This is a genomic window from Eubacterium sp. 1001713B170207_170306_E7 (genome assembly GCF_015547515.1).
GTDB lineage: Bacteria > Bacillota > Clostridia > Eubacteriales > Eubacteriaceae > Eubacterium.
Genome location: NZ_JADMVE010000002.1, coordinates 17,838 through 31,692, shown reverse-complemented (window position 1 = coordinate 31,692; position 13,855 = coordinate 17,838). Strand labels below are relative to the sequence as shown.

The following is a 13,855-nucleotide window of genomic DNA, read 5'->3' as shown; positions in this document are numbered from 1 at the left end:
GAACTTAATACAATAATACACGCATCTGTTGTGCTTGTCAATACCCTTAAGAAATTCTTCATAAACAAAAATTTTCCAGCCGCCAAGACGGCTCTGGTGCCGGTCAGCGGTGGGCAGGGTCATAAACGACGTCTTAAAATTCGATATAAAAAAAGCCGCATTGCGCGGCTCCTCATCTTTACTTAACCGGAATATAAATATCAATCTGAGATTCAGGGTTCTCAGCCCCCAGGAATCGGGCGCCGTAGACCTCAAAGTCCTCACGGTCATCCAGGACTTCTTCGGTCGTCAGCGTCCAGCTGCCCCAGATGTAGTCATAGGTTTTTGACAGGCTGGCAGCCGGACCCGTGTGGGTAAACACCGCGTAGGCCCCGCCGGGCAGGGTCTTGAGACACAGGCCTGCTGGCAGCGGCGAAAGCGCACCGATTTCCACACCCACAAATTCGCAGTACAGGGCGCGGCCATCGCTCCCAAAGCACACGTCTGCCGCTCCTGTCTCGCACACGCCAAAGGCCCGCCCACCGGACAGGCACGGCTGGTCCGCACGCAGCTGGTTCCACCTCGCCCAGAGCCCTGGCAGGGCTGTGCCCGGCGTGCCCGTCCGGCCCCGAATGCCGGCCAGACGGATTGCTCCCAAGGTCTCGAGCTGCGGCCGCAGAGTGATACCGGCGGTCCGGTGCCGCAACTGCTCCGCGTCCAGCGGGCGCTCAAACCCCACGTAGGGCGACGCGCCCCTTTTCCGGAAAGTGTGCGGGCTGAGCCCGTAGACAGCCTTAAAGGCACGGCTGAAGGCCTCAGACGAGCTGAAGCCGCTCTCCAGAGCGATGTCGAGCACGCGCTTTCTGCTGTTCAAAAGCGTCTCTGCCGCGCCTGCCAGCTGGCGCTTCTTCATGTAGCTGCCAAGGGTTTCCCCGGTGGCCGCAGCAAAAATGCGGATCAGATGGTAAACGGAATAGCCGGACACGCGGGCCAACTCCCGCAGCGCGATTTTTTGATGCCGGTGCTGCTCGATGTACTCGGCAGCGCGCACAAGCGGCGCAAAGTAATTCACAGGACATCCCTCCTTCACAGCGTTATTTCAAATTTTATTATACCACAGAACACCGCAATAATGATCATGAATGATGGCCGCGGACTGGTTATAATAGGCCTGTGGGCGCAACGCTCCAGAAAGGAAGGGCTATCATGGCAGACATTCTCATTAAGGGTCTGACAGAAAACAACCTTAAAAACATTTCTCTCTCAATTCCAAAGAAAAAGATCACGGTATTTGTGGGCGTGTCGGGCTCGGGCAAGTCCAGCATTGTCTTTGACACCATCGCAGCCGAGGCTGGACGGCAACTAAACGCCACCTATCCCGCCTTTGTGCAGACACGGCTGCCCAAACACCCAAAGCCCCACGCGGAGCTTATTGATCACCTGACCCCAGCGGTCATCGTCGACCAGACCCCGCTGAGCGGCAACGCCCGCTCCACTGTTGGCACCATCAGCGACCTCTACGCGGCTCTGCGGTTGTTATTCTCACGGATCGGAGAGCCCCAGGCGGGTACGGCATCCTGCTTTTCCTTCAATGACCCAAAGGGCATGTGCACGGTCTGTTCGGGCCTTGGAAAGGTTACAGATATCGATCTCGATGGCCTCATCAATCCAGACAAATCCTGGAACGAGGGCTGTGTCCGGGATTCTCTGTATAAGCCCGGCACCTGGTACTGGCGGCAGTACGCGGAGTCAGGCCTGTTCGATCTGGACCTGCCTGTGCGGGACTATCCGCCCGAGGCTTACAACCTGCTGCTCTACGGCTCACGCAGGGGTAAGGGCGCGCCGGAAAACCCAAAAGTGCCAGGCCTGTACCATAAGTACAGCAGCACTCTGCTCAACCGGGATATCAGCGGCAAGAGCCGTCATACCCAAAAAAAGGCGGCACATCTGATCACCGAAACCGAGTGTCCAGCCTGCCGCGGCAAACGGCTGAATCCGGCCGCCCTGGCCTGCCGGGTAGACGGCTATTCCATCGCTGATCTTTGTGATCTGGAACTCCCGGAGCTGCGGGCCGTTCTGTCCCGCGTGGAGGATCCCAGAGTCGGAATGGTGATCCGAACCCTGCTCGACGGCCTGGACCGGATGATTGAGATCGGCCTTCCTTACCTGCACCTGGGAAGATCGTCCTCGTCACTGTCCGGCGGCGAAGCTCAGCGCCTGAAGCTGGTGCGGTACATGGGCAGCCATCTGACCGGCATGACCTATATTTTTGACGAGCCCAGCATAGGTCTGCATCCCCGTGACGTCGGCCGACTGAACACTCTGCTGCAGCGGCTCCGTGACAAGGGCAACACCGTGCTGGTGGTGGAGCATGACCGGGATGTGATCGCCATCGCCGACCACGTGATCGAGGTGGGACCTCAGGCAGGCCGCCAGGGCGGGCAGATCGTGTTTTCCGGCAGCTACACGGCTCTGTTGGAGGCCAATACTCTGACCGGCCAGGCGCTGCGGACAATGCCGCCAGTCAAGACTAAGCCCCGACTGGCCACCGGCTTCCTGCCAGTCCGCGGGGCCTGCCTGCACAATCTTAAAAACATCGATGTAGACATTCCTCTGGGTATTATGACCGCTGTCACCGGCGTGGCTGGCTCGGGAAAGAGCACACTCATCACCCGTGTCTTTTCCGAACAGCACGCCAACGATGTGGTGCTCATCGATCAGGGGCCCATCACGGCCACCAACCGTTCCACACCCGCCTCGTACCTGGGCTTTTTTGATGCGCTCCGTGGTCTCATGGCTCGAGAAACCGGAAAGGACAAAGGGCTGTTCAGCTTCAACTCCACAGGCGCGTGCCCGGCCTGCTCGGGTAAGGGTGCGGTCATCACTGAGCTGGCTTTCATGGATCCGGTCGTCACCACCTGCGAGGCCTGCGGCGGCACACGGTACAGCGCCGAGGCTCTGGCCTGCACGCTTAACGGAAAGAACATGGTAGAGCTGCTGGCCATGACGGCCGACGAGGCCCTGGAATTTTTCGACCATCTCCAAATCACAGCACCCCTGAAACGGCTCCGGAAGGTAGGGCTGTCTTACCTCACGCTGGGCCAGCCTCTGGCGACTCTGTCAGGTGGGGAACGCCAGCGGCTGAAGCTTGCCAAAGCCTTTGGCCGGAAGGGCCGCGTCATTGTTCTGGACGAGCCTACCACCGGGCTGCACCCCTCAGATACGCAAAAGCTGCTAAAGCTCTTTGATGCTATTGTGGACAAGGGCGGCACTCTGGTGGTCATCGAGCATAATCTGGACATTGTAAAGCAGGCGGACTGGGTGATTGACATCGGGCCAGACGGCGGCTGGCACGGCGGCAAGGTCGTATTTGAGGGCACGCCCTGCGAGATGCTGCGCGACGCGGACACCCTGACCGCCGACTGCCTGCGCGGGAGCACGGGCAGCTGAGATGGGAGTACCCCAACAGTGCAATTCCTGAAAAACGCCCTGCCTGTAGACTCAGGCAGGGCGTTCTTTACTTAAAGGTTATCTCTTATGACCCGGCAGGGGTTGCCGAAGGCGATCTTGTCCGATGGGATGTCCCGCGTCACCACACTGCCCGCACCGACGACCACGTTATCGCCGATGGTCACACCCGGCAGGATAATGGCCCCACCACCGATCCAGACATTATCGCCGATGATCACCGGCGCGGTCTGGGTCTTGCAGAAAGCAAAGCTCCCGTCCTCTCTGGGCGGTCCGAAGCGGTCCGCCGCGCTGGCCGGGTGAAATGCCGTGTATATCTGGACATTGGGCGCGATGAGCGCGTTGTCTCCAATGATGATCGCATTGTCATCCAGAAAGGTGCAGTTCATGTTAACCTCGCAATTCTGGCCAAAGCAGATATTGACGCCGTAATCCACAAAAAACGGCGGCGTGATCCAGAGATTTGGGCCCCGCTTTCCAAGCAGCTCTGTCAGAATCCGGTCCTTTTCCGCAAGCTCCTCCGAGGTTGTCTGGTTGTAGGCCCGGACCAGGTTCTTGGCCCTGTGCCACTGCGCCAGCAGGGCCGGGTCGCTGCAGTCATACAGCTCACCCGCCAGCATTTTTTCTCGTTCAGTCATTTGGTTTTCCTCTTTTTTATTTTAACTTCTACAGCAGATACCCCACAGCGATCAAAATATAACTGTACAGGGGCCTGCGCCCGACCTTCAGGTACATGAGCCCGCCCAGTACGGAGAAGATCATGCAGGACACACCATTCCAGAGCTCCAGCCCGGCGCCGCCGCCATGAACACTGCCCACAGTCCTGCGGTGATCAGGCAGTGGAAACTCCGCTGAGCCACAGTGTAATGCCCAATATCCACCCCGAGCAGCGCGCCCTCAATGCCAAAAATCGAGAGCAGCTCCAGCATAAACGCGCCAAAGCAGAGCAAAGTTATCCACAGATATTTCGTCTTATGCACAGTTTTTGTCACAATTGTCCTCCCTCCACAAACCGGCGGGCCAGACACAGCAAGCCGCCCTTCAAGTCATTTTCACCGGTATCGCTCAATCCAAAGGCCGCCTGATGTAAGACTGACATGCACCTCTCGCCAGCTGCCTACAGACGGTCCTTTTTCTTTACCGCAAAGATCAGATCGACTTCCGGGTGTCTGCCCACACTTTTTTCCGTATGGTACTCGTACTCCATATTCAGTGCCTCATAGGCGCTTTCGGGCAGCCAGCGGGTGTAGAAGTAACGCTTGGCAACGCCGATGGCCCGGCCCCACAGGCATTTGAGCCGCGGACGGACCGTCATTTTGGCATAGGCGCCCGCAGGAATGGTGTGTTCCTCCAGGCCCTCCCGCTCAGACACGCTGCCGATAAACAGCTCAAAATCCTGGGTCTGTGCCTTATAATTTGACGACAGCACAAAAAAAGGCAGCACTGTGTCTGGCTGGCCGACAGCCTTATGGTACGCCTCTGAGAGAACCCGGATGTCCTCTGAGATGCTCCGGTCATTGGATTTTTTCCACAGCCCGTAGAGCTTCTGTTCTGTTTTCACGATTATTTCAACGGTTTTGTCTGGCATATATTCACTCCTGATTTTTCTGTTTGTTTCTACGATAACCCTATCTTAGCATATCTGGGGGCAAATGAATATACTAAGCGTAACCGCCCAGACGCTGTTTTTTGTTTCGCAGGCCGGATTATGGATAAATATAATTAAAACTGAAGCCTTATAGGAGGTAATATCATGACTAAAAATAAATTAACACCCATTCTTCAGCTGATCCTGGCCGTTGTTGTTGTGGAACTGGTGGGCTTTTGCTCCTCACTTCTGGCCGGCGACATTGCCGGCAAATACGCCATGCTCAACAAAGCGCCCCTGTCGCCGCCGGGCTCCGTATTCGGTCCGGTTTGGATCGTGCTGTACCTGCTCATGGGCATCGCGATTTTCCTGGTTCTGCGGACCAACACCGACGACCGGCTCAAACGCTCTGCCGCCGGCCTGTTCGTAATTCAGCTGCTGCTCAACTTTCTGTGGAGCATCCTCTTTTTCGGCGGCAGCTCTTTCTGGCTGGCAGCCGTGATCATTCTGCTGCTGGACGCGGCTGTCATCGCCTGCATTGTCTGGTTTAAAAAGGTCTCCAGCCTGGCGGCGGGTCTCATGGTACCCTATCTGCTCTGGATTTTGTTCGCCACCTATTTAAACATCGCGTTTGCGGTTATTAATTAGAAAAAATAGCGGACATGATAAAACGCGGTACCGCTGCATGCGGCGCCGCGTTTTATTTTAGCGCTTACGCTTTCAATAATAGATGTCTCCGGCTGTACCGGCCGCTGTCAGGAGCACGGAAAACCTGCCAGCAGGCAATGACGCCATTTTTTCGCTATCGCGCTTCTTCCTTTTTGTTCTGCTTTATATCCTCATTATACGCGCCACACAACGACATAAGTGCCACACAACGACATAAGCACAGCCAAACAAAGTATGCCCGGGATTTTTATGATTGAAGCGGCCAAACCAGCGGCAGAAAACGCGCAGAATATTAAAGGATTTCTTTTGCTTTCTGCGCTCTGAGAACTTTTGGGGATGTTGACCTGTTATAATGATACCCATCCCCTGGCATATTGGTATTTTGAAAGGAGCTTGAAATGAATCTTATGTTTACTTTACGAGGATGGGGCAGGCTGGTTCCTGCGCTCGCAGTTTTTCTGATTCTGTCCGTCGCCTTTGGTTCGAACAGCGTCTCAGCCGAAGGTACCTTAGGACTTTGGACAACACAGGCCGTCGCAGTCAGCTCTGCGCCGGAAGCCGTGCCGCTGTCTGGAGACGCCGCAGTCCCCTTTAAGAAAAACCCAGAGGACTGCACTGTCCGAGTGGGCGAGCCCGCGGCGTTCGACGCTGTCTGCGACACCGATTTTAATGAGAATCAGCTGGTTTACCGCTGGTATGGCCGGCTTAAGGACAGTCAAAACTGGCAGCCGGTCAGCAGTGACACCGACTACGAGCCTGGAAAAGAGACCAGTATCCTAAACGACCAGACTGCCCGGGACATGGACGGTACACAATTTAAATGCACGGTCATCAACGTGGACGGTTTGGTTCTCGCCGAATCCAGCGCCGCGACACTGACCGTCACCGACCCGATCTGGGTTAAGAATATCACCATCCATCGGGTATCCAACAGTGTCCACGCCCAAAGTGTCCTGCTGATGAAAGCGATGGTCGAACCAGCTGATGCCAGTATTAAAACGGTGCGCTGGTCCGTGACGGACGGCACCGGCTCGGCATCCATTGACGAGAACAGCGGCCTGCTGACCGGCGGCATCGAGGGAACAGTCACCGTCACTACCGAGGCCGCCGACGGCTCCGGCGTCAAAGCCACAGCGGAGATAACCGTTCTGCCAGCGCTCCTCCCCATGAAAGCCGATACCAGCTGGTACAATCCGGACGGCACGGTTTTTAACCTGAGCACCCGGGAGCAGCTGAACGGTCTGGCGGCTCTGGTCAACGGCGGTACCGACACCATGAGCGGAAAAACCATCAATCTGACGGCGGATATTGATTTTTCAGGTCTTGCCTGGCAGTCCATCGGCGACGGTCAAAGCATGTCCTCTGAGACCTTCTGCGGTACTTTTGACGGTCAGGGACATACCGTCACCCTCGGCGATCTCACGGCCGTCAGTCCAGATTCCCTCATTATCGGCCTGTTCGGCCATGTCGGCTCCATGGAAAACCCAACAGTGCTCCGTGACCTGAACATTGCTGTAAACGGCAGCCTCACAGCCGAGTCGACCGTCGCCAAGCACTACGATTTTGTCGGGGCGCTGGCCGGACGTATCCTCAACACCACGGTTGAGAATGTCCGGGTCGGCGGCACCGGAAACCTGATCGCAAGCGCGGCGACAGACTACGGTACCCCCTGTGTTGGCGGCCTGGTGGGTGTTGCGCAGAAAAGCACCCTCAACCGCTGTGCCAGTGCCCTCGACATCCATACACCTGATACAGATGTCCTCACCGCCACCAATTACGGCGGTATTGCCGGCGCCGCCGTAGACACCCGCATCCTCAACTGTGAAAACAGCGGCTCTTTCCGGATCACCACCGCTTCTCCGCTGGAAATCGGCGGCATCGCCAGCACCATTTCCGGAGATGATTCCAGCCTGAGCAGTATGATTTCAAACAGCTATAACCGTGGCGACATGACACTCACCCTTGTCTCCGATACCACCAAAAGCATTGAGGCCGGCGGCATTACCGGCGATGTGTTTAAAAGCCAGGGAAAAAGCTGCAAGGTTGAAAACACCTATTCCGCCGGAACCATCATGGTGGACTCCGCCCAGAAGGACAATGTTCATCTCGGCGGCATCGCCGGAATCATGCGGCCAGAGGGCGAGATCGTGTCTAACTATTTCGACGCCACGCTGCTGCCAGATGCCCACGGTATCGGCCTTGACGAGCAAACCGGCGCGCCCTCTGACGCCGGCGCAGCAGGACTTTCCAGCGCAGATATGAAATCACCGGAAAAGCTGCTCAAAAGCCTGAATGCCGTGGCGGACGCACAGACCGATTACCTCTCCTGGAAAACCGGCGGCGACGGCTACCCGGTGCTGACACCTAAAAACCCGGCGCGCGTGTTCAGCATCACCGCCACAGCCGGTTCCGGCGGCACGGTCGCACCCGCTGGAACTGTAACGGTTAAAGAAGGTGAGAACATGCACTTCACGATCTCACCCGACCCAGGCTGCCAGATCCGGGATGTCCTGGCAGACGGCGTCTCAGTCGGTGAGGTTAGCGAGTACAGCTTCACTGCAGTCAGTGCAGACCATACCCTGACAGCCTACTTTGAGCCACAAAGCCGTCCTTCACCCACACCGCCGAAGCCCACACCCGGCCCGGATACCGGCATGTCAAACCCACTGTCCGGCGGCCTGACGGCCGCTGCTCTGCTGGCCGCCGCCTGCGCCCTAACGCTCGCGATAGCCCGCAGGCACCGATAAAAGCGCTGTTCCTCCTCAAATCTTAAAATTCTCCAGCCTTGTTGTACTTTTGATGTACTTTCCCATCTACAATGAGAGCATAAAATAAAACTTTGAGGTGAAAATCATGAAAGCACTTTTTAAAAAACGCACACTTGCATTTTTGTTTGCCCTGCTCATGCTGATCAGCAGCCTACCAGTCCGGGCCTTTGCGCAGGAAGCTGAAACCAACGCGGCAGAGACGGCCGACTACACTCCGGTGGACTGGGACAGCATCCAGACTTCCCTTGAAAACCAGCCGGTTCTGGATATGGACAACCTGCCTGCCTCGGACCAGGCCATTGTGCCGGACGACAGCATGGTCATGGACCCCATCGCGGACGACACGCCAGCTGTTCAGTCTCAGGAGCAGCCCGAGCTCAACCAGGCTCCGGACAACAATTTCAGCGATAAATGCGGCAGCCTCATCATCGACTGGGCTGTCAACAAGGCGCTGGACTGGACCCATGCCAAGATCATGGACGCTATTTTCAAGGACACCACCCCTACCATGAACGACCTCTTCAACAACCAGAAGATCATTAATGACAAGCTGGATGTGCTCATCAACGAGGTCAAGCTCACGGATTACAAGGAGGATCTGCGGAACAAGCAGGCGGCCCTGAACAATATCTACGACATGAGCGACCGCACTTCCAAGCTTTTACAAAGCAATCCTGACCGGGATACCCGCATCGCCAACATGAAACCACTGTACAAGGGCGACGGTAAGGATTACTGCTCCGACATCGTCAATTTTGCCAACACCTACCTGACCGACCGGGCAAAACGCATGCCTAACGGCTGTATCTTTAACGTTTATGACCTCTACGCCAAACGCTACTACCCCTGGGAAAACCAGGGCTACGGCTTCAGAGAAAACATGCGCAACCTGGACCTGGCCGAATTTTACCAGTCCGCTGCCATTGCCCTGATCGGCTGCAAAGCACATATGGACAGCGACTCCCCGCTGAAGGCCGGTGCGGAAACCACCTACAACCAGCTGACGGAGGTCATTAAACAGGTAGCCGCCAACACCAAAAAATTCCCGGTCAAGCATCTGCCGGAAAACGAAACCCTGTTCCAGGTACCGGGAAAGGAACGCCATTTTATCTGGAACATGAACGTTGACCGTTACTCGAGCGGCGGCTACACTGACTGGACTAAAATCGCCCACAGCGATTTGGGAGGCCTGCGCGGAAAGGCCGCGCGCTGGACGCTGGAAGCCATGACCATCAAAAGCGGCAGCCTCGGCGGCAACAAATACCACGCGCCGGAAACCTCTGATTACCGGATGCTGCTGGACTACTACAAAACTGCCCAGAAGCCACAGAATCTGGGGACCATCATGGCCGACTCCGGAAGAAATCCGGCCCGCGGGACCATTTATCCCACCAACCATCTGGAGTGGAACAACCAGACCTTTACCAATGACTACCGCTTCATCTGCGGCGGTGTGCTTGCCACCTCGTCCGACGGCGACAACCAAGGATTTTTCTTAGGCAAATACTGGCTGGACGGCCACGACGAAGCGGACAACATCAGAGGCTGGGGTTCGGGCTTATGCTACCCCGACAAATTCTTAGCCGCCAGAATCTTCCTCGTGCGCTGACAACACTTTTCACAGAACCACAAAAGGTGGGGTCCGTTTGGACTCCACCTTTTTCACGTTTGCGGCTGCACGCCAATCCTTACATTTCTTCCGGTCTCAGCGCCTGTCCTGGGCGCACCGCCTTAAAATAAAACACCACCGCGCAGGCTGCGGCAAAAACAATGCCTGCCGGGTAGGCAAAGGCTACGGGCAGGCGCAGGCCCTCCTCTGCCATGAGGATATAGGTAGCGCTGACGGCTGACATAAAGGTGCCCGGAACCGCCGCGATCCAGAAATTCTTCTGGTTTCGGCACAGGTAGACTGCGCCAGCCCACAGAGCGATCATGGCCAGGGTCTGGTTGCTCCAGGAAAAATACCGCCAGATGATGTTAAAGTCGATCTGGGATAACAGCAGGCCCACCAGCAGCAGCGGAACCGTGATGTACAGGCGCGTGCGCACCTTATCCTGAGAAATGTGAAACCAGTCCGCGATGGTGAGGCGCGCGCTGCGGAAGGCCGTGTCGCCAGAGGATATGGGGCAGGCGATCACACCGATCATAGCCAGCACCATGCCGGCCGGGCCCAGCAGGGTATTACAGATTTCGTAGACCACGCCGCCCTGCCCGCCGTAGGTGACAAGCGCCTGCTGCAGCCCGCCGGTGGTTTCGTAAAAGGCCACGCCGGCAGCGGCCCAGATCAGGGCGATGATGCCCTCGGCCACCATGGCGCCGTAGAAGATGGAGCGCCCCTGCTTTTCACTGGTCATACAGCGCGCCATCATGGGTGACTGGGTGGCGTGGAAGCCTGAGATGGCGCCGCAGGCCACTGTCACGAACATGAGCGGCCAGACGGGCAGCTCCTTGGGGTGCAGGTTCTGCAGGGTCAGCTCTGGAATGGTGTAGCCCTGGACGATGATGCCTCCGGCCACGCCCACAGCCATGATGATCAGGCAGATGCCAAAAACGGGATAGACCTTCCCGATAACCTTGTCGATGGGCAGCAGGGTGGCCGCGAAATAATAGATCAGCACAACGATGAGCCAGAAGCCGGCGTCCAGCACATCGGGCGTCAGCATGGCCAAAAGGCCAGCGGGTCCGGTGGCAAAGACGGTGCCCACCAGCACCAGCAATACCACGGAAAAAACGCGCATGACGGTTTTCATGCCCCGGCCCAGATAAAGGCCCACAATCTCCGAGATACTGCTGCCCTTGTGGCGGACAGAGATCATGCCGGACAGGAAATCGTGGACGCCTCCGGCAAAAATAGTACCGAAAACAATCCACAAAAAAACGACCGGTCCCCAAAGTGCGCCCGAGATCGCCCCAAATATGGGCCCCAGCCCGGCGATGTTGAGCAGCTGGATCAGAAAGATTTTCCACTGCTTCATGGGCACATAGTCCACGCCGTCGGTCATGGTGGTGGCTGGCGTGGCGCGGTCGTCCGGCCTGAAGACACGCTCCACAAGCTTTCCGTATGTAAAATAGCCGGCGATCAAAAGCGCCAGCGCGGCAAAAAAGGTAATCATTTTTCACACCTCTGCGTATTTGTTTTCATTTTATTATAGCACGGTTTTGGGCCCATTCTCCGACGGCCGCACGAATGACGCGTCTGGCCGCCCAAATGCTTTGGTCCAAAAAGCATTTGGGCGGTCAAAACCGCTATTCGTGCGGTTTTATTGCGCCGCCGGGCCGCGTCCGATATAATAAAACCAATCGCTTTTCAACAGAACCGATATTGAGAGGAGTTCGATATGAACGAAAACAAAAAAACCTTTGAAAACCTCGGGGAGGAACTGACCGGTGTCATCAAACACTGGTGGGTGTTCCTGATCCTCGGTATTCTGGCCATCGGCATGGGGATATGGCTTTTCTTCACACCCGTCGGCGGTTTCGCTGCCCTCAGCATTGTCTTTGCGGTCACCTTTCTGGTTTCCGGCCTGGCCTCCTGTGCGGTTACCCTGATCAACCGCAATGCCATTCCGGCATGGGGCTGGAACCTGGTGTCCGGAATTCTGATGCTCGTCCTGGGCGTTATCATGATCGCCAATATGAACATCACCGCCGATGTGCTGGTATTCTACGTTGCCTTTGCCATCATGTTCGGCGGCTTCAACACCATTGGCTTTTCCTTTACCGCCAAAGCCAAAGGCGACAAGGGCTGGGGCTGGAACCTGGCGCTGGGTATTCTGGTCGTGATTCTGGCCACAGTACTCCTTTTCCACCCGGTCTTTGCCGCCTTTACCATTGTTATCTGGGCCGGCATTGCCTTTTTATCCATGGGCATTTCTTTCTGCACCCTGGCCTACCGTCTGTCCAAGACCAACGGCCAGATGAAAAAATAAACAGCACTTTAAAAAAACAGCACGCCCTCGGGCGTCGCTGTTTTTTAATCGTTGTTCACCGGATTTTTTTATGATAAACTGTAATAAAAAAGCTTTACAACCTCGTTTAACAGGAGCGTAAATTATGGTATTCTATTTTTTCAGGGCGCTGCTCGGTTTCCTCATGCAGACCGTACCCCCGGCTTTTTTGTGTATTTATCCCTTCTGGGCGCGGCAGCCCTGGGATCGGAAGCGGCCGGTGCTCTTTTTTGTCTTTGGCGGCTTTCTGATTCTCGGCTGTTTTATCGCCATGGTTTTTGTGGACACTATCCGGACTGGGCAGCCGGTCTCCAACGTAAACCTCATCAATCTGCTCATGTTTCTGGAGCAGGGGTGCTGCTTTCTCATCTACCTGCTTGTGATCCGCGCCCCCTTTTTTAAAAAGCTCTACTGCCTGATCTTTATCTCCAGCTTTTACGCCGGCATCGCACTGGTGGCCTCGTTTCTCAACCGTCTGCTGTTTCCGGGACTGTCTATGGGCCTCTTTGTGCAGGACGGCTATCTCTGGCCGCTGCCCGGCCTCAGCCTCTACGCGGTGCTGGTGGCTGTCTCCTACCCGTTTTTATTCAGCCTCATGCGCCGCATGTCCAGGCACCTGCTGACACCGGCCCGTCCGGGCTTCTGGCCCAGCCTGTGCGTGCCGCCGGCGCTGTTTTACCTGTGGATCTTCCTGACGCCAAACGACCTGCTGTACGGCTGGATCATCACCTCCGCCACTGCTCTGATGCTGGTGCTCCTGCTCTGCGTAGCCTTTTTCAGCCTCCAGAACCTGACCTGGGTGGCCGAGCTCGAAGCCCAGACCCCAGTGCCTGACACCCGTGAGCTCCTGAGCCGGGAGGCCTACACGGCCCTGCGCCATAAGCTCCAGTCCTCAGAAATTCTGGTTCACGATTTCCGCCACCATCTGCTCATCTTAAAAAAGCTGTTTGACGACGGCGATCTGGGGCCGGCCGACCGCCTGCTCCAGAGCCTGCTGAATGAGACCGAGGCTGTAAAGCCTGTTCTGCTCAGCGGCAATTACCTGATCGACACCATTGTCAACGGCCGTCTGTCCGGCCTGCCCGAAGCGGGCGTGCCCGTACACGCCCAGGCCCAGGTGCCTGAGATTCTGCCTGTGGATTACGAGCTTGTCTATCAGGCCCTGAACGCTGTGCTCAGCGCCGCTGTCGACGCCTGCGCAGCGGCTCCGCCCGGCATGGCAGTGGTCCGCCTGAGCCTGGACTATTCGGACGAATGCATGAAGGCTGACTGCGCCTTTCCGGACACGCAGCCACGGGAGCCGCTGGCCCAAAGCCTCACCGGCCTCAAGGGCTGTACTGTCTGCGACACGGCTGAGCCCGATTCCGGCATGGCCCGGATTACCTTTATACTTAAATAAAAGCGCCGCACAAAAGTAAGGCAGGACCCCGTTCAGG

Annotated in this window: 11 protein-coding genes; 6 read left to right on the top strand and 5 right to left on the bottom strand. The window is 56.6% G+C overall.

Annotation, left to right across the window (positions count from 1 at the left end; all coding sequences use genetic code 11):
• Positions 1–178: 178 nt before the first annotated feature.
• On the bottom strand, positions 179–1,051 hold the full coding sequence (locus I2B62_RS05560) for an AraC family transcriptional regulator (protein ID WP_195268004.1): 873 nt from the start codon (positions 1,049–1,051) through the stop codon (positions 179–181).
• 134 nt (positions 1,052–1,185) lie between these two features.
• Between I2B62_RS05560 and I2B62_RS05555 the strand changes: the two genes are divergently transcribed.
• A complete protein-coding gene (locus tag I2B62_RS05555; RefSeq protein WP_195268003.1) occupies positions 1,186–3,429 on the top strand; it encodes an excinuclease ABC subunit UvrA in 2,244 nt (747 codons plus the stop codon).
• 71 nt (positions 3,430–3,500) lie between these two features.
• Here the strand turns inward: I2B62_RS05555 and I2B62_RS05550 are convergent, their stop codons facing one another.
• From I2B62_RS05550 to I2B62_RS05540, 3 genes are all read right to left on the bottom strand, one after another.
• Complete coding sequence (locus tag I2B62_RS05550; protein ID WP_195268002.1) at positions 3,501–4,085, bottom strand: sugar O-acetyltransferase; 585 nt, start codon at positions 4,083–4,085, stop codon at positions 3,501–3,503.
• Positions 4,086–4,205: 120 nt separating this feature from the next.
• Positions 4,206–4,439 (bottom strand): hypothetical protein, encoded by a 234-nt coding sequence (locus I2B62_RS05545; protein WP_243259439.1) that lies wholly within the window; start codon positions 4,437–4,439, stop codon positions 4,206–4,208.
• A gap of 125 nt (positions 4,440–4,564) precedes the next feature.
• Complete coding sequence (locus I2B62_RS05540; protein WP_195268001.1) at positions 4,565–5,035, bottom strand: effector binding domain-containing protein; 471 nt, start codon at positions 5,033–5,035, stop codon at positions 4,565–4,567.
• A 165-nt stretch (positions 5,036–5,200) separates the two neighbouring features.
• On the opposite strand from I2B62_RS05540, the gene I2B62_RS05535 reads away from it, so the two are divergent.
• The 3 genes from I2B62_RS05535 to I2B62_RS05525 all read left to right on the top strand — a co-directional run bounded on the left by I2B62_RS05535 (position 5,201) and on the right by I2B62_RS05525 (position 10,081).
• Positions 5,201–5,683, top strand: a complete 483-nt coding sequence (locus I2B62_RS05535; protein WP_195268000.1) for a TspO/MBR family protein — start codon at positions 5,201–5,203, stop codon at positions 5,681–5,683.
• Positions 5,684–6,111: 428 nt separating this feature from the next.
• Positions 6,112–8,451: an Ig-like domain-containing protein gene (locus tag I2B62_RS05530; protein ID WP_195267999.1), complete on the top strand. Its 2,340-nt coding sequence runs from the start codon at positions 6,112–6,114 to the stop codon at positions 8,449–8,451.
• 106 nt (positions 8,452–8,557) lie between these two features.
• On the top strand, positions 8,558–10,081 hold the full coding sequence (locus I2B62_RS05525; RefSeq protein WP_195267998.1) for a hypothetical protein: 1,524 nt from the start codon (positions 8,558–8,560) through the stop codon (positions 10,079–10,081).
• 79 nt (positions 10,082–10,160) lie between these two features.
• On the opposite strand, the gene I2B62_RS05520 is transcribed toward I2B62_RS05525, so the two are convergent.
• On the bottom strand, positions 10,161–11,585 hold the full coding sequence (locus I2B62_RS05520) for a carbon starvation protein A (protein WP_195267997.1): 1,425 nt from the start codon (positions 11,583–11,585) through the stop codon (positions 10,161–10,163).
• A 225-nt stretch (positions 11,586–11,810) separates the two neighbouring features.
• Between I2B62_RS05520 and I2B62_RS05515 the strand changes: the two genes are divergently transcribed.
• Complete coding sequence (locus tag I2B62_RS05515) at positions 11,811–12,401, top strand: HdeD family acid-resistance protein (RefSeq protein ID WP_195267996.1); 591 nt, start codon at positions 11,811–11,813, stop codon at positions 12,399–12,401.
• A gap of 124 nt (positions 12,402–12,525) precedes the next feature.
• Entirely contained in the window at positions 12,526–13,818 is a 1,293-nt protein-coding gene (locus I2B62_RS05510) for a hypothetical protein (RefSeq protein WP_195267995.1), read from the top strand.
• Positions 13,819–13,855 lie beyond the last annotated feature (37 nt).

What these genes read in the sequence shown, in the direction of transcription:
- I2B62_RS05515 (WP_195267996.1), top strand. Translation starts at nt 11,811, where the DNA reads ATGAACGAAAACAAAAAAACCTTTGAAAACCTCGGGGAGGAACTGACC.
- I2B62_RS05530 (WP_195267999.1), top strand. Translation starts at nt 6,112, where the DNA reads ATGTTTACTTTACGAGGATGGGGCAGGCTGGTTCCTGCGCTCGCAGTT.
- I2B62_RS05540 (WP_195268001.1), bottom strand. Translation starts at nt 5,035, where the DNA reads ATGCCAGACAAAACCGTTGAAATAATCGTGAAAACAGAACAGAAGCTC.
- I2B62_RS05535 (WP_195268000.1), top strand. Translation starts at nt 5,201, where the DNA reads ATGACTAAAAATAAATTAACACCCATTCTTCAGCTGATCCTGGCCGTT.
- I2B62_RS05525 (WP_195267998.1), top strand. Translation starts at nt 8,558, where the DNA reads ATGAAAGCACTTTTTAAAAAACGCACACTTGCATTTTTGTTTGCCCTG.
- I2B62_RS05555 (WP_195268003.1), top strand. Translation starts at nt 1,186, where the DNA reads ATGGCAGACATTCTCATTAAGGGTCTGACAGAAAACAACCTTAAAAAC.
- I2B62_RS05510 (WP_195267995.1), top strand. Translation starts at nt 12,526, where the DNA reads ATGGTATTCTATTTTTTCAGGGCGCTGCTCGGTTTCCTCATGCAGACC.
- I2B62_RS05520 (WP_195267997.1), bottom strand. Translation starts at nt 11,585, where the DNA reads ATGATTACCTTTTTTGCCGCGCTGGCGCTTTTGATCGCCGGCTATTTT.
- I2B62_RS05550 (WP_195268002.1), bottom strand. Translation starts at nt 4,085, where the DNA reads ATGACTGAACGAGAAAAAATGCTGGCGGGTGAGCTGTATGACTGCAGC.